Origin of the sequence: Citrobacter sp. CK194, from assembly GCF_030333395.1 — a bacterium.
GTDB classification, from domain to species: Bacteria; Pseudomonadota; Gammaproteobacteria; order Enterobacterales; family Enterobacteriaceae; genus Citrobacter_B; species Citrobacter_B koseri.
Window position 1 is genome coordinate 314,192 of the sequence record NZ_JAOWGA010000015.1, and the last position, 18,118, is coordinate 332,309.

The window sequence follows — 18,118 nt, forward strand, 5'->3', positions numbered from 1 at the left end:
ATGTTTGATAAAGTAGAAAGAATTCTTATTTGCAAGCTTAAGTTTTATGGCGATGTTCTGCTCATTACCCCTGTTATTGCCAGTCTCCAGGCACGTTATCCGCACGCAAAAATTGATCTTCTTCTTTATAAAGACACCAGGGCAATTTTAGCTGCTGATGAGAGAATCAACAACTTTTACCTTATTGAAAAAAAGAAAGGTCTGCTGGAAACCATTAAAAATTATATATTGGTACGCCGCCAGCTGAAAAAAAACCACTATGACCTTATTGTCAACTTAACCGAGCAATGGCCTATTGGCGCACTTATCGCTTCCCTACGCCGCCCCTCTATTGCCTTTAAAAGGGACAAGAAGCAGTGGAATTGCCTTTTTACAAAAGTCACACCAACAACCGGAACTCATATTGTTGAGCAAAACTTATCCATTCTAAAAGGCCTCGACTTTAGTGAAAGCGAGCTCAAAAAAGAGATGTTGCTCTGCTATCGCGAGAGTGACTATCAATATTTACTGACTCAGCTTCCCGCGCTTCCCACGCAAAAATACGTTGTGATTCAACCCACTGCAAGACAGTCCTTTAAGTGCTGGGATGATGAGAAATTTGCGCATGTCATAGATTATTTGCAGCAACGCGGTCTGCATGTTTACCTGACCTGTGGACCCGCAGTACAAGAACAGCAGCAGGTAGCGCGTATCGCCGGACTGTGTCAATCACCACCAGACCTGACGGTGGCAGGTAAAACGACCTTCCTGCAACTGGCGGCGTTAATCGATCATGCAGTACTGTATATCGGCGTGGACTCCGCCCCCATGCATATGGCTGCCGCATTAGGTACGCCGCAGGTATGTTTGTTTGGCGCCACAAATTATCAACAGTGGAAACCCTGGTCAGATAAAGCTGCGCTGATCTGGGCAGGCGATTATCATCCAATGCCGACCCGGGCAGAACTGGACAGATCCCGGAAATACCTGACCTGGATACCAGAACACGCAGTTATTGACGCTATCGACACCGTGCTCCATGATAGCAACCCGGTTGAAGGAAATGAGACAGCGTAAATGGATAACAAAACTAACGTAATTAATATTGCCTACTGCACAGATGCTAATTATCTGGAGTATGTTGCCGTATCCATTATGTCTGTCATAATGAATAACCCTGAGCAATCTCTCGCATTTTTTGTCTTTGTCTATGATGTCAGCGATGAAGATATTGCGAAGCTACAGTCGACCAGTCATAAAATTCAGGTTATCACGATCGATAAGGCTGATATTGAAAAATATAACAATGATTTTGCGATAAAACATCTCAATCGCTCAACTTATATGCGTCTGGCTGTGCCCCGTTTACTTAAAGACAAAGTAGAGCGTTTTATCTATCTTGATGCCGATACGCTATGCTTTGACTCACTCAGTGAGATTAACAGCGTTGATATTGATGATGTTGTTTGCGCCGTCAGCCATGACTCTCTCAACATTCATGATAATAAACACGCCCGGCGATTAGGGCTGAGCATCGATCACTATTTTAACGCTGGTTTCCTCTATATTAATGTCGCGAACTGGATTAAGCATGACATTGAGCATAAAGCAAATACCGTGTTATTTGAGCAAGGAAAATCATTGCCTTACTTTGATCAGGATGCACTCAACATTGCAATAAACGGTAATATTACGTTTATTGATAACCGCTGGAATTTCCTGTTTAACTGGTTTACTGACGAACAGAAAGAAAATTTCTTCTATCACAGTGACACACTGCCAAGAATCATTCATTTTACGGGCGGAAGAAAGCCGTGGTATAAAGAACATACGGGGCTGTCGCAACAGCTTTATGTTTTCTACCACCATTTCACGCCCTGGCGGAATGCAGAGTTACGCTCTTATGCCCCTCGTATGAGGCCTACAGATTATCGGGTGTACTCCCGTCAGGCGGCAAAAAAAGGTAATTATTTTACCGCCATAAAATGGTACGCAAAGTACCTCAAAACCAAGATTCATTAAAAAAAGCTCCCCGAGGGGAGCTTTTTTACTTACCTTTGACTTTTTCGGCCAGATAGCCTATGTAGCTGATAATTGAAGAAATATATTTACCCTGTAGCCTTTCATGACGTGACTTCTTCTTATACTGCTTTGGCGTTCTGGCAGGCAACAACGGCACATTCGCCCATGGTGAAGCCTTCCATGCCTCCACAAAATACTGTGCAGACGGATAATTTGCCCAGGAATTCCAGGGTTTAGTTACCCCAATATAGTGAATAAGAATGGTATCTGCCGTTATATATTCTTTATAGCGTGATATATCTTTGCTTTTTAACTCTTGTTTTATACCATATATCGCATTGTAGATACGCGGTAAAAAGATCACTTTATTTAAGAAAAGAATATTTAAAACATCCTGATCGGGGAAAGAGAGTTTCTGATTTTTATCCAGGAGGATATCAAATGCAGCACCAATAAAGTTCTGCTCTTTCCACTTTTTAAGATTCGCATAGATCACACCAGAGTTAAAATAATCACTATTTTTCTCAATATCTCTGGCAGGACTATCATCGACGTCCCTTACTACCGCAGCAACATGCTCATCAAGGTTGAGATGACTCAATTCAACAAGTGAGCCTTTACATATCACGTCTGCATCAATGTACAGGAGTGAATCAACTTTTTCGCCTAAATATTCAAATGCGATAAAGCGGAAATACATCGCATGAGACCAGGCATTACCGCTGGGCAATACCTTTAGCCCCTCGGCATCCATAACATATATTGAGATGTTAGTAGAGAATTGCTGCGCCAGCATACTTATTTTCTGTTGATAATCATCATCCACATAATCAGTAAAAAGATGGAAATGGATATTGATGTCTTTATTATGTATCAACACTGATGTCATCGAAATCGCGGCGCCAAACATGAAGTTTTTATCAACACCCCAGGCGATATTGAGCTGTGGACTCTCCCCGGCTGGTGCTTGATTAAAATCAAGTATCTTTTTTATAGACTGATGGCAATCAAAAATCATTCACTACACCTATTTAAATTTATTTTCAACAAGCCACTCAATGCACTTTAGCGCCGTGTAGCTTATTTTTAATATACATTATATGGCTAAATATAGAACGAATATATTTTCGCTGTATCCTTTCATGGCGTGACTTACGCTTATATAATTTTGCCGTATTTGCATTGAGTAACGATTTTTCGGCCCATGCCGATTTTTTATAAGCCTCAATAAAGTACTTAGAAACCGGATAGTTAGCCCACGTATGCCACGGTTTTGTCACGCCGACATAATGAATTAATACCGTACTCTCAGTGATAAAGTCCTGATAACGATATTCATTTTTATTCTTCAGTTCCTGGTCTACGCCATAAATACAATTAAAATCACGCCTCAGCAGGATCACATGCCCAACAAATAAGATATTCAGGATATCCTGGTCAAAATAAAGCAGTTCTTTCTGACGCTCATGCAAAACTTCAAAGGCTTTGGATAACAGTTTTTTTTCTCTCCAGACATGGAGATTAGCGAATACCACCCCTGAATTAAAATAGTCACGAGCTAACTCAGGAATACCCAGTCTCTGCCCGGATTTTAAACGTACTCGATCAATATCATTAACAACAGCCGCATATTCTCCGGCAAAATGAATATCCGTCAGTTCCCGCAGCGAATTTTTACAAACGATATCGGCATCCAGATACAGCACAGAATCCAGTTCACGACTTAAATACTCGAACGCAAAATAGCGATAGTACATCGCATAGGTCCATGCTTTAGTACTCGGCAACTTGCGAAACGCCTCATTATCAAAAACTAAGACCGTTACCGTTGTACCATACATTTGCGTGAGTCGTTCCACGCTTTCCAGGTACTCATCATCAACATAGTCCGTCACAACATAGAAATGGATATCAATATCAGGGTTGTTCACCAACACTGATGTCATTGAAATTCCAGAGCCAAATAAAAAATTTCGATCTACACCATATGCAATATTCAACTTTTTGCTTTTCTGGTGTGTAGCGTTGTCGATAACCTTTTTTTGAATTATTACGTTTTCAAAATCAATGTTCATGATGAGATCACCTCAAACCCTGTATGTGATTTTATAACGCTTTTCTTATCGTTCTTTGTTTGATTTTTTGTGCTTTCGCCGCCGCTTGCTCAAGCAAACTGGCTTCCTTGCGAAGAATTTCACGCAGTGGCATCGAGAAATAAACGCGTAAAAAACGATAAATATCTCTCGAGGTCAGGCCAATTTCGAGTGAGGAGAAATAGAGTCCAATCAGATCCTTATCACGCCAGCGACGCGGCACCCGGCGACGAATTTGCGCGCGATGCAGATCAATCACGGAAAGTTTTATATCAGCCACATCAGCCGGTAATGGTTGCTGTAGTAAAAAATGGCAAATATAACAATCCCGATGATTCACCCCACCGCGATGCATTTTCCCCACCATCTCCGCCAGTCGGGTGATAATGGTTCGTTTTAAGGTGAGGTCAGGACGTTCTTCACTCCACCTGGCGCAAAAGTCTTCAAGACTTATTGCCGGCGAGAGATCTTCCGTGATGATAAACGATGTCCGCTGCAACGGATTAAACCCTTTTTGCCCAAACGCGACGCCGGTCATGGTATCAACATTCAGTGATTGCAGACGGTGAATAGCCAGCCACTCGCGATCCGCGCCAAGAACGGGCATACGCAAGGAAATGAGGTTTTTTAGCACTTCTTTCAGCGTGGTTCCGTGATGGTATTTCAGGAAATACCCTTTACCCATCATCTCAAAACGCAGCGTCCTCCGGGTCTCCAGAGCGCGGAAAACCTCTCCGTCCAGTTTCGTTACTTCGACAAACGGATCTTTACCTTGCCACTGCGTAGTGAATGGCTCTTTTAATTCAATCATTCTCAAAACCTAAAATGATATCAGCCGCTTTATCAGCCAGACTGTAGAGATCTTCTGTATCGGCAAAGTATCTTGCATTACTTGCCCATTCACTTCGCTGCTCACCTTTCTCCAGCGCATCGCAGAGGGAATCATTCAGGACTTCCTGTGCAAAAGGCTCCGGTATAACAACGCCACACTGCGCAGCATTGATATAGTGCGCATATCCACAAACTTCGGTGGTCAGCACGGGTAGCCCGGCGACAATCGCCTCTAATAATACGATTCCGGCCGCTTCCTGAACGGCAGGATGAAGCAGCAAATCAGCAGCAGACATCAGCGCTGAAATATCATCGCGCCCTGAAAAAAACTGCACCTGCTTCTCAATCCCTAGTTGACGCGCCTGGGCCTGATACCGGTCGGCCTTGTCTTGCCCGACAACCATCAATCGCGTACGTTGACGTATTGCTTCAGGTAAAGAAGCTACCGCCAGTAACGTTCTTGGTACGCCTTTGCGTTTAAAATCCGAACCTACCTGCAAAAGCAGGAACTGATCTAACCCAATGCCATTTTTTTCTCTGACAATCTGTCTGCTGTTTTCAGGTTGCTGGCTGTATTTCCTGTCCGGGTATATCCCTGGCGGCAAAATATGAAAACGGCGATCCTCAGTATGATAATGATGCTTAAAGTCACCGATTTGCTTATTTGTTAACATCAAAAGCTCGGTATGAGCACCTTGCTGGAAGGTCGCTTTTTCAAAAGCTGCATAGTGCTTATAACGACTGGTCAGCTTATAAAAGAAACCCTTTTCACGGGCGACTTTTTCCGCGTAGCACACATCTGCCGCATAATAGACATCGAGCCCGGGCATTTTATTAAACCCAACGACGCGATCGACGGGATGTTGGCTCAGGTAACTCTGAACCCACTGATAATACTGTTCATTTTTTCCATGATTAGTTCTGGCAGTCACCGGAACAAGGATAATTTCAAGGTCGGAGGGACGTTCGCCCTGCCACTGCTGAGTCAATACCTGAACATGATGGCCACGCGCCGCAACCGTATGCGCTATTCGCAGGAAATCACGCTGCAACCCGCCATAGGGAAAATATTTGTACAAACAAAAAGCAATGGTCATGCAATAATATCCGCGTTACGTCGCCAAACATCCCAGGCCAGGCAGGTAAAAGCGCCGTAATCCTTGTCTGCAAACAAAGACTACCCTCCATATTCCCGGCGCCCTGAAGGCTGATGGCTGCCTGAATTTGCGCAGTAGTATACCATTGATTAGCTCCCGAACCGAAATGAATGTTTTTTAAGCAAAAAGTTAATTTTTAATTTCAAAACAATAAGATGTAAACCATTACTACTGAAGGACAGAGCACAATTTCACGCGTTATTCGGCGTTAACAGCCTGTTTTGATGTATCTGGAGAAAAACACCTACCGCAAATAATGTATTGTCAATTCAGGTGTTTTAGTGCAACAAGGATAAAAATGATGGTAAAGCCCAGGCTAAATACATAGAATCCCCAGCACATCCATCAGTCAGCTATTTACTATGCTCGAATTGCTTTACACCGCCCTTCTCTACCTTATTCAGCCCTTGATCTGGATACGGCTTTGGGTGCGTGGACGTAAAGCGCCAGCCTACCGTAAACGCTGGGGCGAACGTTACGGTTTTTACCGTCATCCGCTTAAACCTGGCGGGATCATGCTGCATTCCGTCTCTGTGGGTGAAACACTGGCGGCAATTCCTTTAGTTCGCGCCCTGCGACACCGTTATCCTGATTTACCGATTACCGTCACCACCATGACGCCTACCGGCTCAGAGCGCGTACAGTCCGCATTCGGCAGCGATGTTCAACACGTCTATCTTCCTTATGATTTGCCCGATGCGCTCAACCGTTTCCTGAATAAAGTTGACCCTAAACTGGTGTTGATTATGGAAACCGAGCTCTGGCCGAACCTGATTGCCGCGCTGCATAAACGTCATATTCCGTTGGTTATCGCCAACGCGCGCCTTTCCGCCCGGTCGGCTGCTGGCTATACAAAGCTGGGGAAATTTGTTCGCAGACTGCTGCGTCGCATTACGCTAATCGCGGCGCAAAATGAAGAAGATGGCGCGCGTTTTATCGCGTTGGGTGCGAAAAATAACCAGCTCACCGTCACCGGCAGTCTGAAATTTGATATTTCCGTGACACCGCAGCTTGCAGCAAAAGCGGTTACGCTACGTCGCCAGTGGGCGCCGCACCGCCCGGTGTGGATCGCCACCAGTACGCATGACGGCGAAGAGAGTATTGTTATCGCCGCTCATCAGGCATTGCTGCATCAATTCCCTAACCTGCTGCTGATTCTGGTTCCTCGCCATCCAGAGCGGTTCCCGGATGCGATTAACCTCGTGCGCCAGGCAGGGCTCAGCTATACCACGCGTTCCTCAGGAGAGGTGCCGTCCGCCAGTACCCAGGTTGTTATTGGCGATACAATGGGCGAATTAATGCTACTGTATGGTATTGCGGATCTCGCATTTGTCGGCGGTTCGCTGGTTGAACGCGGAGGACATAACCCGCTGGAAGCTGCCGCACACGCGATACCGGTATTGATGGGCCCTCATACCTTTAACTTCAAAGATATTTGCGCCCGACTGGAGCAAGCAAGCGGGCTGATTACCGTAACCGATGCCACAACGCTGGTAAAAGAGGTTTCGTCTTTACTGACCGACGCGGATTATCGTAATTTCTACGGTCGACACGCCGTTGAAGTGCTGTACCAAAACCAGGGTGCGCTACAGCGTCTGTTACAACTGCTGGAACCTTACCTGCCACCGAAAACGCATTGAGGGCTGTCATGCAAAAACGGGCGATTTACCCAGGAACCTTCGATCCGATCACCAACGGCCATATTGATATCGTGACGCGCGCGACGCAGATGTTTGATCACGTTATCCTCGCCATTGCCGCCAGCCCCAGCAAAAAACCGATGTTTACCCTTGAAGAGCGTGTAGCGCTGGCGCAACAGGCGACGGCGCACCTCGGCAACGTGGAAGTCATGGGATTCAGCGATTTAATGGCCAACTTCGCGCGCATTCAGAAGGCCAATATTTTGATTCGCGGCTTGCGCGCCGTGGCTGATTTTGAATATGAAATGCAGCTGGCGCACATGAATCGCCATTTAATGCCGCAGCTTGAAAGCGTCTTCCTGATGCCTTCAAAAGAGTGGTCTTTTATCTCTTCTTCGCTGGTAAAAGAAGTGGCGCGCCATCAGGGCGACGTTACCCACTTCTTACCGGAGAACGTTCATCAGGCCTTGATGGATAAGCTGAAGTAAAATGCTTTTGCCGGATGGCGCGTCAGCGCGTTATCCGGCCTGCAATCCATCTTATTTCTGACACTGACGGCAGTAGAACGTCGCCCGTTGCGCGTGTTTAGTTGCAACGATCGGCGTACCGCAAACCCGGCACGGTTCCCCTTTACGTCCGTAAACCTGCAACTCCTGAGCAAAATAGCCCGGCTTACCGTCGCTTTGCAGAAAATCTTTCAACGTTGTACCACCCTGCTCGATGGAACGCAGTAAAACGGCCTTAATCACGCGGGCCAGCAGCTCACACTCAGCCTGCGATAATGACGACGCCAGACGGTCAGGATGGATGCCAGCCGCAAACAACGACTCGCTGGCGTAGATATTTCCCACGCCCACCACCAGTTTGTTATCCATCAGCCAGGGTTTAATTGCCGTTTTCTTCTTCGCACATTTCTGCTGCAAATAGGCCCCGTTAAAATCGTCGCTCAGCGGCTCCGGGCCGAGATGCGCCAGCACGTTATGCCCTTCCAGCTCTTTCGTCCACAGCCAGGCGCCAAAGCGGCGAGGATCGGTGTAGCGCAGGACTTTGCCATTGCTCATCACCAGATCAACGTGGTCATGTTTTTCAGCGGGAAGTTCTTCAGGAAGGATACGCAAACTGCCCGACATTCCCAGATGAATGATGATCCAGCCATCCGGTAACTCCAGCAGCAAATATTTCGCGCGGCGTTGAACGCTGAGCACGGGTTTATCGCTCAGGCGGTAGATCTCTTCCGATACCGGCCAGCGCAGACGTCCATTGCGCACATTGGCATGCAGAATGGTTGCCCCAACCAGATGCGGTTCAATGCCGCGGCGGCTGGTTTCAACTTCAGGTAATTCAGGCATAACGTCTCCGGCTCTGTTTCAGGTCTCATTAATATGGGGACGGCCAGAAAACAAAAAACCCCGCCGAAGCGAGGTTTTTCACTACATCAAAGCGAGAATTATTTGATTTTCGCTTCTTTGTAGATAACGTGCTGACGGACAACTGGATCGAACTTTTTCAGTTCCAGTTTTTCCGGCTTAGTACGTTTGTTCTTCGTGGTGGTATAGAAGTGACCAGTACCAGCAGAAGAAACCAGCTTGATTTTCTCACGAATACCTTTAGCCATGATTTATTTCCTCTAAGTACTTAGTACTTTTCGCCACGGGCACGCAGTTCGGACAGAACTGTTTCGATGCCTTTCTTATCAATTACACGCATACCTTTAGCAGATACACGCAGGGTGACAAAACGCTTCTCGCTCTCAACCCAGAAACGGTGAGAGTGCAGGTTAGGCAGGAAACGGCGTTTAGTCGCGTTCAGTGCGTGGGAACGGTTGTTACCGGTCACCGGACGCTTGCCAGTAACTTGGCAGACTCGGGACATGTCTATTCTCCAAAAATCAAATTAGCTCGAGCTTCGTATGGGGTATTGGCGCCTCGTCAGGCTTCTCAGCCTGGTTATCGCAGTTCATTGTGAACTCTCGATTGCCAGGCCCAAATGCCAAACCCGAGATTCTCAAAGGTGGCGTAGTATACGCTGTGTAAGCGATGTGCTCAAGTCCCGAACAGACAAAGATCCCGATGGATCGCGCGAAGTGTTCTAAATCCAACCACGTTCGGCAAAAGAAACGTACTCTCCGCGCCCAATCACAAGGTGATCCAGTACTCGTATATCCATGAACTGACAACATTTTACGACACGTTCGGTGATGAGTTTATCCGCTTTGCTCGGTTCTGCACACCCCGAGGGGTGATTATGCGCAAGGATCACCGCAGAAGCATTTAATTTTATCGCCTCGCGGATAATCTCGCGCGGATGCACCTCGACATGATTCAGCGTGCCGGAAAAAAGACGGCTGTGTTTAATCACCCGGTGCCGGGCATCCAGAAAGATCACCAGGAAGATCTCCCGCTCTTCCCCCGCCAACTGGCTTTGCAGAAACTCACGCGTCATTTCCGGGCTCAACAACGCGTTTTCCTTCATCATGCGCGCTTTGTAATAGCGCCTTGCCAGTTCGGCAATCCCCTTAAGCTGCGCATACTTAGCGATACCGATACCTGTACCGCGAAATTGCGCGAAATCCGCAGACAGCAACCCATAGAGCGACCCACTGCGTTGCAGCGTTTCATGCGCCAGAGCCATCACATCTTTTCCTGGCACTCCTGTACGTAAAAAGAGCGCCAGCAGTTCAACATCCGTCAGCGAACCAATTCCTGACTTCAACATTTTTTCCCGGGGCATTAAACGTTCCGGCGCATCCATACGTTCACCTCCTTAAGCACGCCTCATGGTGGCATAGCTCCTGGGGTGAATCGACGCCCGTATTTCACTCCTGCGTAGCGCCTCGCAAAGTGAATTACGGGCAACTGCACGACGGGATTCAGGATTGTGATAAAATGTCCGCCTTCTGGTGCAATCCAACAGGAAAGATCATGATGAGCCTGGCTGGCAAAAAAATCGTTCTCGGCGTGAGCGGCGGCATTGCTGCCTATAAAGCCCCTGAACTGGTGCGTCGTTTACGCGAACGCGGCGCCGACGTCCGCGTGGCGATGACCGAAGCGGCAAAAGCCTTTATCACGCCCCTGAGCCTACAGGCGGTGTCGGGTTATCCCGTTTCTGACAGTCTGCTTGACCCTGCCGCAGAAGCCGCGATGGGCCATATTGAGCTGGGGAAATGGGCGGATTTAGTTATCCTTGCGCCAGCCACGGCAGATCTGATCGCTCGCGTCGCTGCCGGTATGGCCAACGATCTGGTTTCAACGATTTGTCTGGCGACACCCGCCCCGATTGCCGTACTTCCGGCCATGAACCAGCAAATGTATCGCGCCGCCGCCACGCAACATAATCTGGATGTACTCGCGTCACGCGGAATGCTCATCTGGGGGCCGGACAGCGGCAGCCAGGCGTGTGGAGACGTGGGGCCAGGACGCATGATCGACCCGTTGACCATTGTGGATATGGCGACAGCGCATTTCTCCCCTGTCAACGATCTGCAACATCTCAACATCATGATTACGGCGGGTCCGACGCGCGAGCCGCTCGATCCGGTGCGTTATATCTCTAACCACAGCTCCGGTAAGATGGGATTTGCCATTGCCGCCGCCGCCGCACGACGCGGCGCCAACGTTACGCTGGTTTCCGGCCCCGTTGCGCTGCCCACGCCACCTTTTGTTCAGCGCATTGATGTGATGACCGCGCTGGAAATGGAAGCGGCAGTCCAGGCTGCAGTTCAGAAGCAGCATATTTTCATCGGCTGTGCTGCGGTTGCTGACTACCGTGCAGCCGCCGTCGCCAGTGAAAAAATTAAGAAACAGGCGACGCAGGGCGATGAATTAACAGTAAAAATGGTCAAGAACCCTGATATTGTCGCCGGGGTCGCCGCACTCAAAGACAAGCGACCTTATGTCGTTGGGTTTGCCGCGGAAACAAATAATGTGGAAGAATACGCCCGGCAAAAACGTATCCGCAAAAACCTTGATCTGATCTGCGCGAACGATGTTTCGCTTTCAACTCAAGGGTTTAATAGCGACAGCAACGCATTACACCTTTTCTGGCAGGATGGAGATAAAGCCTTACCGCTCGAACGGAAAGCGCTCCTGGGCCAATTATTACTCGACGAGATCGTGACCCGTTATGATGAAAAAAATCGACGTTAAGATTCTGGACCCGCGCGTTGGGCAGCAATTTCCGCTTCCAACTTATGCCACCTCCGGCTCCGCCGGACTTGACCTGCGCGCCTGTCTCGATGACGCCGTAGAACTGGCGCCTGGCGCAACGACGCTGGTGCCGACCGGTCTGGCGATTCATATTGCCGATCCGTCTCTGGCGGCGGTAATGCTGCCACGTTCCGGCCTGGGCCATAAGCATGGTATTGTGCTCGGCAATCTGGTCGGCCTGATCGACTCTGACTATCAGGGTCAGTTAATGGTTTCCATCTGGAACCGTGGCCAGGACAGCTTTACCATTGAGCCAGGCGAACGTATTGCTCAGATGGTTTTCGTACCGGTTGTACAGGCCGAATTTAATCTGGTGGAAGAGTTTGAAGCCACCGACCGTGGTGAAGGCGGCTTCGGCCATTCTGGTCGCAAGTAAGACATTTACGCATCCTGATAACGACATAACATCGCCGCAAACGCTGAGTTTGCGGTCATAGTGTGGATGCTCGCCTGGCAAGTGCTTATTTTCAGGGGTATTTTGTAACATGGCAGAAAAACAAACTGCGAAAAGGAATCGTCGCGAAGAAATACTTCAGTCTCTGGCGCTGATGCTGGAATCCAGCGATGGAAGCCAACGCATCACAACAGCGAAACTGGCAGCCTCCGTCGGCGTTTCTGAAGCGGCGCTGTATCGCCATTTTCCCAGTAAGACTCGCATGTTCGATAGTCTGATTGAGTTTATCGAAGACAGTCTGATTACCCGTATCAATCTGATCTTAAAAGATGAGAAAGACACCAGCGCGCGTCTGCGTTTAATCGTGTTGTTGATTCTGGGCTTCGGCGAACGCAACCCAGGCCTGACGCGTATCCTCACCGGTCATGCGTTAATGTTTGAACAAGATCGCCTGCAAGGACGGATTAACCAGCTGTTTGAGCGCATTGAAGCGCAGCTGCGTCAGGTTCTGCGGGAAAAAAGAATGCGCGAAGGAGAAGGGTACGCCACGGATGAAACCCTGCTGGCAAGTCAGTTGCTGGCGTTTTGTGAAGGGATGTTGTCCCGCTTTGTACGCAGCGAGTTCAAATACCGCCCAACGGACGATTTCGACGCCCGCTGGCCGTTGGTTGCCGCGCAATTGCAGTAACAGCGTAGCCGGATGGCGGCGATGCCTTATCCGGCCTTACAGGCCCGGTAAGCGCTACGCCGCCGGGCAATTCACTTAAACACCGTACGCTTCCCGATACGCACGCACTGCCGCCAGATGCTCCGCCATCTCTGGTTTCTCTTCCAGATACGCAATCAGGTCTTTCAGCGTGATAATCGAGATCACCTGACACCCGTAATCGAGTTCCACTTCCTGAATTGCGGAAATCTCGCCACGGCCACGCTCCTGACGATCCAAAGAAATCAGCACCCCCGCCAGACTTGCGCCATTCGCCTGGATAATCTCCATTGATTCACGAATCGCAGTACCCGCAGTGATCACATCATCCACCAGCATCACGCGTCCCTGTAATGGGCTCCCGACCAGACTTCCGCCTTCACCGTGGTCTTTGGCTTCCTTACGGTTAAAGCAGTACGGCAGGTCTTTATCATGGTGTTCCGCCAGTGCAACAGCGGTGGTCGTCGCAATCGGAATACCTTTATAGGCCGGACCAAACAGCAGATCGAAATCGATACCCGAATCCACCAACGCTTCGGCATAAAAACGTCCCAGCAGAGCCAGATCGCGCCCGGTATTAAACAGCCCGGCGTTGAAGAAATAGGGGCTTTTGCGCCCGGATTTCAGCGTAAATTCGCCAAACTTTAGTACCTGCTTGTTAAGCGCAAACTCAATAAACTGGCGCTGATACGGTTTCATGGATTCGCTCCTCATTTCACTTTATTACAGACAAAAAAAAGGCGACTCGCTGGTCGCCTTAAAATCAATTTTCTAACGCCGCTTTCTGCGTCGCTACAATGGATTCGATTCCCCCTCGGGCTAATGCCAACAAGGTAAGGAGTTCTTCGTGACTGAACGGCTCGCCTTCTGCCGTTCCCTGCACTTCAATAATTCGACCGTCTTCGGTCATTACCACGTTCATATCGGTTTCAGCCGCGGAGTCTTCAACGTACTCCAGATCGCAGAGCGCTTCACCATTCACGATGCCGACGGAAACCGCAGCCACCATCCCTTTCATCGGGTTGGTTTTCAGCTTACCGTTCGCGACCAGCTTGTTCAGCGCATCGGCCAGCGCAACGCAAGCCCCGGAGATAGATGCAGTACGCGTACCGCCGTCCGCCTGGATCACATCGCAATCCAGAGTGATAGTAAACTCGCCAAGCGTTTTAAGATCGACAGCAGCGCGCAGCGCGCGGGCGATCAGACGCTGGATTTCCATCGTGCGGCCGCCCTGCTTGCCTTTCGCCGCTTCACGCGCGTTACGAGTATGCGTAGCGCGTGGCAACATGCCATATTCTGCGGTGATCCACCCTTGGCCCTGCCCTTTCAAAAAGCGCGGTACGCCTTCTTCGATGGATGCCGTGCACAGCACTTTGGTATCTCCAAATTCGACCAGCACCGAGCCTTCAGCGTGTTTTGTATAGTTACGGGTCAGGGTTACGGGACGCACCTGATTAGCGCTACGGCCTGCTGGACGCATATTGAGATCTCCGGCTTGAAACGAATGTGGCTGCGCATTATACGGACTTCCGGCGGTTATTCCTATCCTGACAAGGCATGGATGGCTATAATCCTTCCATCTCTCCTTTAAAAACAGGAACGTCTATGATCCGCAGTATGACCGCCTACGCCCGGCGTGAAATCAAGGGTGAATGGGGTAGCGCTACCTGGGAAATGCGCTCGGTAAACCAGCGTTATCTGGAAACGTATTTTCGTCTGCCGGAACAGTTCCGTAGCCTTGAACCTGTTGTACGCGAACGCATTCGTACACGCCTGACGCGCGGAAAAATCGAATGTACTTTACGCTTTGAACCCGATGCCAGCGCGCAAGGCGAACTCATTCTGAATGAGAAGCTGGCAAAGCAGCTCGTTGCCTCCGCGAACTGGGTCAAAATGCAGAGCGATGAAGGGGAAATCAACCCGGTAGATATCCTGCGTTGGCCGGGCGTCATGGCCGCCCAGGAACAGGATCTGGACGCGATTGCCGCAGAGATCCTCGCCGCGCTGGACGGGACGCTGGATGACTTCATTGTCGCCCGGGAAACCGAAGGTCAGGCTTTGAAAGCGCTAATTGAGCAGCGTCTGGAAGGCGTCAGCGCTGAGGTAGTGAAAGTCCGCGCCCATATGCCGGAAATCCTGCAATGGCAGCGCGAACGTCTGGTAGCAAAACTGGAAGACGCACAGGTACAACTGGAAAATAACCGTCTGGAGCAAGAGCTGGTGCTGATGGCACAGCGCATTGACGTGGCGGAAGAGCTGGATCGTCTGGACGCGCACGTCAAAGAAACCTACAACATCCTGAAGAAAAAAGAGGCGGTTGGCCGTCGTCTGGACTTTATGATGCAGGAGTTCAACCGCGAGTCGAACACGCTGGCCTCCAAATCCATCAATGCTGATGTCACCAATTCTGCAATTGAGCTGAAAGTATTGATCGAGCAAATGCGCGAGCAGATTCAGAACATCGAGTAAACCTCATTCCCACGTAGCCCGTCGCGATGCGATGGTGCTACGTGCTTCCTTTACACTCCGTACTGCCCTCGCCACTTTCGAATTACTTTTTCTTATCCATTTTCTAATCCATTAAAAATGAATAACGCATAAATAGCGGATGAATCGCAATATCTGCATAAACTATAGTTATTAAAATTGCTTCACCTTAGAAAATCTCAATCGTGATATTACGCACAAATCGTTAGTCTCTGCCCTCAGTAAACCAGGGGGAAGACATGCTGTTACACGTTCTCTACTTAATTGGCATTACTGCCGAAGCCATGACCGGGGCGCTTGCTGCGGGTCGACGCCGCATGGATACATTTGGCGTTATTATCATTGCCACCGCGACAGCAATTGGCGGCGGTTCCGTACGCGATATTCTGCTCGGTCACTATCCGCTCGGTTGGGTACAGCACCCTGAGTACGTGATTATTGTCGCTTCTGCTGCGGTTCTGACGACGATCGTCGCCCCTGTAATGCCTTACCTACGCAAACTGTTCCTTGTACTTGATGCGCTGGGCTTAGTGGTCTTTTCTATTATCGGCGCTCAGGTTGCGCTGGATATGGGGCATAGCCCGGTCATCGCTATTGTGGCGGCTGTCATTACCGGCGTATTTGGCGGCGTATTGCGTGACATGTTCTGCAAACGTATTCCGCTGGTCTTCCAGAAAGAGCTGTATGCCGGTGTTTCCTTTGCGTCTGCCGTGTTGTACATCGCGCTACAACACTACGTATCCAACCACGACGTCGTGGTTATCTCCACGCTGGTTTTTGGCTTTACCGCTCGCTTGCTGGCGCTGCGTCTCAAACTTGGCCTGCCGGTGTTTTACTATCGCCACGAAGGTCACTAAGGGCTAAAGCCGTTAATATGCCGGGCAGCCAGCCAGTTGCCCAGCGCCCGTATTTCCGGGTTATCCCGCCACTGGATGACCCGCCTGGCGCGCCCCTCCCCTGTCGTCGGAAGCTGTTGCCAGTATTCTACCGTGCGTGCCAGTAACTGCCCCCATGAACGATCGCCGTTGGCCTTAAGCGCCCCCTGCGTTAACGGTATGCCCATCGCCATCACCCAGCGGATAAATGGCCGATGCCGCACCAGGTTAAACTGATGCCACAATTGCTTGCTTTTTTCTTTACTAAACCCAGGTGTCGCCTGTAGTTGTTCCTGCGTTAACGCGAGCCAGGAGAAAATATGCTCGAAACGATGCGCCTGGTGAAGCACACGCCATCCTGCTTCCCCCATCCCGTCAACCTCCAGCGCCTCCTTCGACCCCAGCCAGACCAGCCTGGCGATGAACTGCTCCTGGCATACCTCAGTCGCATAAAAACAGGTTAATGCGTTATAGCGATTCCCCGGCGGTGCGGGCTTATCCCGTTGAGTGCTACGCCAGACAACCTTATCAATACGCGGAATCCCCTGTCCGGCAAGGCTGACAAGAATGTGGTCACCTGGCGCAATGTCCCACTCCTCCCAACGCCTGACAGACCCTACATTTACGCGCTTCACCCGTTTATCATCCAGCATTACTGGCGCAAGCGACGCCACAACCGAGATTTTCCCGCTCTTGCCGACAGCAAACTGAACCCCGGTGACTTCAGCCACTTTTGCGACCGGAGGATACTTCCAGGCAACCAGCCAGTCGCCCTGCCCGGGCATCCAGTGTCTGGCCTCAGGTTCTTTACCCGTTCTTACCACGACCCCATCGGTAACGAACGGTAATCCCGTTGTCCACCATGCTGTACGCACGCGTTCAACATCATCAGCGCTTTTCACCGGTTGAGAATATTGTTGTGCAAAGCCAAATCCTGCCCCGGACAGTTGACGCAAGCGCTCAGGCATCGTTGCCGGGCCATCAGGCCATGCCCAGATGAAAACAGACAGCGACTGGAGCGACGAGGTGTTATTCTGGCGCATCATCATTCCGGCGACCTTCGAGCGGGCATTCATTCCTCCCATCTGCCGCTGAATATGGTTGTCGCGCAGCAAAAAAATCTCACCCTGCAACGTGCTATTGGCAAGCGCGCCTTTTGTGCTTTGCGGTACTGCGGGTATTAAACGCACCTTCTGCGTCCAGTCCTCGCCTTTAAGCCCGTTCCCCCGGCTAATCGCTCTGACCAGACGCCCATCCCGGTATACGAGAGTAACCGCCACTCCATCCACTTTCGGTTGCACCCACAAATCGCTGCGCTTACGCATCCACTGCTGCACCGCCTGTTTGTCCGCAAGCTTTCGCACACCCGTATGCGGAACAGGATGGGGCAATGAGCCGCTCACTGGCGGCGCCAGTTCTGCCCCGGTATCACCGCCAAAGCAGCGTTGCCATTGCACCAATTGCGCGCTGAGCTGATCGTAAACACTATCTTCTACCGCACTAACCCCCTGCTGCCAGTAACTGTCGTTCCACTGGGCAAGCTGCTGCTGTAGCCGGGCGATTTCGTCATTCGCTCTGGCTGGCGACCAGTCAGGGCAAGCCGCCCATACCGGGAAATGCCACAGCAACAGACTCAGCACGATACTTTTCCCTCTTCTCATCAGTACCTCCGCTGTAGATTGCGGGCCAGGTATAACGCAGGGCGTCATCAAAACCGAGAGGCAAAAAG

Annotated in this window: 20 protein-coding genes; 9 read left to right on the forward strand and 11 right to left on the reverse strand. The window is 50.1% G+C overall.

All coding sequences use genetic code 11. From position 1 onward, the window contains the following. Together rfaQ and OGX80_RS06920 are read left to right on the forward strand one after the other, a co-directional pair. Positions 1–1,056, forward strand: coding sequence for a lipopolysaccharide core heptosyltransferase RfaQ (gene rfaQ, locus OGX80_RS06915; protein ID WP_115180968.1), 1,056 nt, complete (start codon positions 1–3; stop codon positions 1,054–1,056). Further along, positions 1,057–2,001 (forward strand): glycosyltransferase family 8 protein, encoded by a 945-nt coding sequence (locus OGX80_RS06920; protein WP_115180967.1) that lies wholly within the window; start codon positions 1,057–1,059, stop codon positions 1,999–2,001. A gap of 25 nt (positions 2,002–2,026) precedes the next feature. Here the strand turns inward: OGX80_RS06920 and OGX80_RS06925 are convergent, their stop codons facing one another. Genes OGX80_RS06925 through OGX80_RS06940 form a run of 4 tightly spaced genes read right to left on the reverse strand, consistent with a single transcriptional unit; the run spans position 2,027 to position 6,022 of the window. Then, positions 2,027–3,019, reverse strand: a complete 993-nt coding sequence (locus OGX80_RS06925) for a glycosyltransferase family 8 protein (protein WP_058668285.1) — start codon at positions 3,017–3,019, stop codon at positions 2,027–2,029. A gap of 37 nt (positions 3,020–3,056) precedes the next feature. Further along, positions 3,057–4,076, reverse strand: coding sequence for a glycosyltransferase family 8 protein (locus OGX80_RS06930; protein ID WP_012135766.1), 1,020 nt, complete (start codon positions 4,074–4,076; stop codon positions 3,057–3,059). Positions 4,077–4,107: 31 nt separating this feature from the next. Beyond that, a complete protein-coding gene (gene rfaP / locus OGX80_RS06935; protein WP_071259183.1) occupies positions 4,108–4,905 on the reverse strand; it encodes a lipopolysaccharide core heptose(I) kinase RfaP in 798 nt (265 codons plus the stop codon). Further along, a complete protein-coding gene (locus OGX80_RS06940) occupies positions 4,898–6,022 on the reverse strand; it encodes a glycosyltransferase family 4 protein (protein WP_115180966.1) in 1,125 nt (374 codons plus the stop codon). Before OGX80_RS06940 ends, rfaP begins: the two co-directional genes overlap by 8 nt. Before the next feature lie 422 nt (positions 6,023–6,444). Here OGX80_RS06940 and waaA point away from each other — a divergent pair, with 422 nt between their 5' ends. Continuing rightward, positions 6,445–7,722, forward strand: a complete 1,278-nt coding sequence (gene waaA / locus OGX80_RS06945) for a lipid IV(A) 3-deoxy-D-manno-octulosonic acid transferase (RefSeq protein ID WP_012135770.1) — start codon at positions 6,445–6,447, stop codon at positions 7,720–7,722. 8 nt (positions 7,723–7,730) lie between these two features. Further along, positions 7,731–8,210 (forward strand): pantetheine-phosphate adenylyltransferase, encoded by a 480-nt coding sequence (gene coaD / locus OGX80_RS06950; RefSeq protein WP_115180965.1) that lies wholly within the window; start codon positions 7,731–7,733, stop codon positions 8,208–8,210. A gap of 51 nt (positions 8,211–8,261) precedes the next feature. On the opposite strand, the gene mutM is transcribed toward coaD, so the two are convergent. From mutM to radC, 4 genes are all read right to left on the reverse strand, one after another. Further along, a complete protein-coding gene (gene mutM, locus OGX80_RS06955) occupies positions 8,262–9,071 on the reverse strand; it encodes a bifunctional DNA-formamidopyrimidine glycosylase/DNA-(apurinic or apyrimidinic site) lyase (RefSeq protein WP_071259180.1) in 810 nt (269 codons plus the stop codon). Positions 9,072–9,169: 98 nt separating this feature from the next. After that, entirely contained in the window at positions 9,170–9,337 is a 168-nt protein-coding gene (gene rpmG, locus OGX80_RS06960) for a 50S ribosomal protein L33 (protein WP_001051798.1), read from the reverse strand. Between the two features lie 20 nt (positions 9,338–9,357). Next, a complete protein-coding gene (gene rpmB, locus OGX80_RS06965) occupies positions 9,358–9,594 on the reverse strand; it encodes a 50S ribosomal protein L28 (RefSeq protein WP_003024071.1) in 237 nt (78 codons plus the stop codon). Between the two features lie 216 nt (positions 9,595–9,810). Then, the gene (radC, locus tag OGX80_RS06970; protein WP_047460249.1) at positions 9,811–10,473 is read right to left on the reverse strand and encodes a RadC family protein; all 663 of its coding nucleotides are present in this window, start codon (positions 10,471–10,473) and stop codon (positions 9,811–9,813) included. Between the two features lie 173 nt (positions 10,474–10,646). Between radC and coaBC the strand changes: the two genes are divergently transcribed. The 3 genes from coaBC to slmA all read left to right on the forward strand — a co-directional run bounded on the left by coaBC (position 10,647) and on the right by slmA (position 13,009). Then, on the forward strand, positions 10,647–11,867 hold the full coding sequence (gene coaBC, locus OGX80_RS06975; RefSeq protein WP_115182298.1) for a bifunctional phosphopantothenoylcysteine decarboxylase/phosphopantothenate--cysteine ligase CoaBC: 1,221 nt from the start codon (positions 10,647–10,649) through the stop codon (positions 11,865–11,867). Further along, the gene (dut, locus tag OGX80_RS06980; protein ID WP_006687626.1) at positions 11,845–12,303 is read left to right on the forward strand and encodes a dUTP diphosphatase; all 459 of its coding nucleotides are present in this window, start codon (positions 11,845–11,847) and stop codon (positions 12,301–12,303) included. Before coaBC ends, dut begins: the two co-directional genes overlap by 23 nt. A 109-nt stretch (positions 12,304–12,412) precedes the next feature. Continuing rightward, positions 12,413–13,009: a nucleoid occlusion factor SlmA gene (slmA, locus tag OGX80_RS06985; RefSeq protein ID WP_012135776.1), complete on the forward strand. Its 597-nt coding sequence runs from the start codon at positions 12,413–12,415 to the stop codon at positions 13,007–13,009. Positions 13,010–13,084: 75 nt separating this feature from the next. Here slmA and pyrE read toward each other — a convergent pair whose 3' ends face one another. After that, entirely contained in the window at positions 13,085–13,726 is a 642-nt protein-coding gene (gene pyrE, locus OGX80_RS06990) for an orotate phosphoribosyltransferase (RefSeq protein WP_115180964.1), read from the reverse strand. Between the two features lie 64 nt (positions 13,727–13,790). Next, positions 13,791–14,507 (reverse strand): ribonuclease PH, encoded by a 717-nt coding sequence (rph, locus tag OGX80_RS06995; RefSeq protein WP_012135779.1) that lies wholly within the window; start codon positions 14,505–14,507, stop codon positions 13,791–13,793. A gap of 125 nt (positions 14,508–14,632) precedes the next feature. On the opposite strand from rph, the gene OGX80_RS07000 reads away from it, so the two are divergent. Beyond that, complete coding sequence (locus OGX80_RS07000; protein WP_012135780.1) at positions 14,633–15,496, forward strand: YicC/YloC family endoribonuclease; 864 nt, start codon at positions 14,633–14,635, stop codon at positions 15,494–15,496. 257 nt (positions 15,497–15,753) lie between these two features. Further along, on the forward strand, positions 15,754–16,371 hold the full coding sequence (locus OGX80_RS07005) for a trimeric intracellular cation channel family protein (protein WP_047460236.1): 618 nt from the start codon (positions 15,754–15,756) through the stop codon (positions 16,369–16,371). On the opposite strand, the gene ligB is transcribed toward OGX80_RS07005, so the two are convergent. Then, positions 16,368–18,050 (reverse strand): NAD-dependent DNA ligase LigB, encoded by a 1,683-nt coding sequence (gene ligB / locus OGX80_RS07010; protein ID WP_115180963.1) that lies wholly within the window; start codon positions 18,048–18,050, stop codon positions 16,368–16,370. The two genes, OGX80_RS07005 and ligB, sit on opposite strands and share 4 nt — an antisense overlap. Positions 18,051–18,118: the final 68 nt, after the last annotated feature.

Coding starts and splice junctions, on each gene's coding strand:
- rfaQ (WP_115180968.1), top strand. CDS start 1: ATGTTTGATAAAGTAGAAAGAATTCTTATTTGCAAGCTTAAGTTTTAT.
- OGX80_RS06920 (WP_115180967.1), top strand. CDS start 1,057: ATGGATAACAAAACTAACGTAATTAATATTGCCTACTGCACAGATGCT.
- OGX80_RS06925 (WP_058668285.1), bottom strand. CDS start 3,019: ATGATTTTTGATTGCCATCAGTCTATAAAAAAGATACTTGATTTTAAT.
- OGX80_RS06930 (WP_012135766.1), bottom strand. CDS start 4,076: ATGAACATTGATTTTGAAAACGTAATAATTCAAAAAAAGGTTATCGAC.
- rfaP (WP_071259183.1), bottom strand. CDS start 4,905: ATGATTGAATTAAAAGAGCCATTCACTACGCAGTGGCAAGGTAAAGAT.
- OGX80_RS06940 (WP_115180966.1), bottom strand. CDS start 6,022: ATGACCATTGCTTTTTGTTTGTACAAATATTTTCCCTATGGCGGGTTG.
- waaA (WP_012135770.1), top strand. CDS start 6,445: ATGCTCGAATTGCTTTACACCGCCCTTCTCTACCTTATTCAGCCCTTG.
- coaD (WP_115180965.1), top strand. CDS start 7,731: ATGCAAAAACGGGCGATTTACCCAGGAACCTTCGATCCGATCACCAAC.
- mutM (WP_071259180.1), bottom strand. CDS start 9,071: ATGCCTGAATTACCTGAAGTTGAAACCAGCCGCCGCGGCATTGAACCG.
- rpmG (WP_001051798.1), bottom strand. CDS start 9,337: ATGGCTAAAGGTATTCGTGAGAAAATCAAGCTGGTTTCTTCTGCTGGT.
- rpmB (WP_003024071.1), bottom strand. CDS start 9,594: ATGTCCCGAGTCTGCCAAGTTACTGGCAAGCGTCCGGTGACCGGTAAC.
- radC (WP_047460249.1), bottom strand. CDS start 10,473: ATGGATGCGCCGGAACGTTTAATGCCCCGGGAAAAAATGTTGAAGTCA.
- coaBC (WP_115182298.1), top strand. CDS start 10,647: ATGAGCCTGGCTGGCAAAAAAATCGTTCTCGGCGTGAGCGGCGGCATT.
- dut (WP_006687626.1), top strand. CDS start 11,845: ATGATGAAAAAAATCGACGTTAAGATTCTGGACCCGCGCGTTGGGCAG.
- slmA (WP_012135776.1), top strand. CDS start 12,413: ATGGCAGAAAAACAAACTGCGAAAAGGAATCGTCGCGAAGAAATACTT.
- pyrE (WP_115180964.1), bottom strand. CDS start 13,726: ATGAAACCGTATCAGCGCCAGTTTATTGAGTTTGCGCTTAACAAGCAG.
- rph (WP_012135779.1), bottom strand. CDS start 14,507: ATGCGTCCAGCAGGCCGTAGCGCTAATCAGGTGCGTCCCGTAACCCTG.
- OGX80_RS07000 (WP_012135780.1), top strand. CDS start 14,633: ATGATCCGCAGTATGACCGCCTACGCCCGGCGTGAAATCAAGGGTGAA.
- OGX80_RS07005 (WP_047460236.1), top strand. CDS start 15,754: ATGCTGTTACACGTTCTCTACTTAATTGGCATTACTGCCGAAGCCATG.
- ligB (WP_115180963.1), bottom strand. CDS start 18,050: ATGAGAAGAGGGAAAAGTATCGTGCTGAGTCTGTTGCTGTGGCATTTC.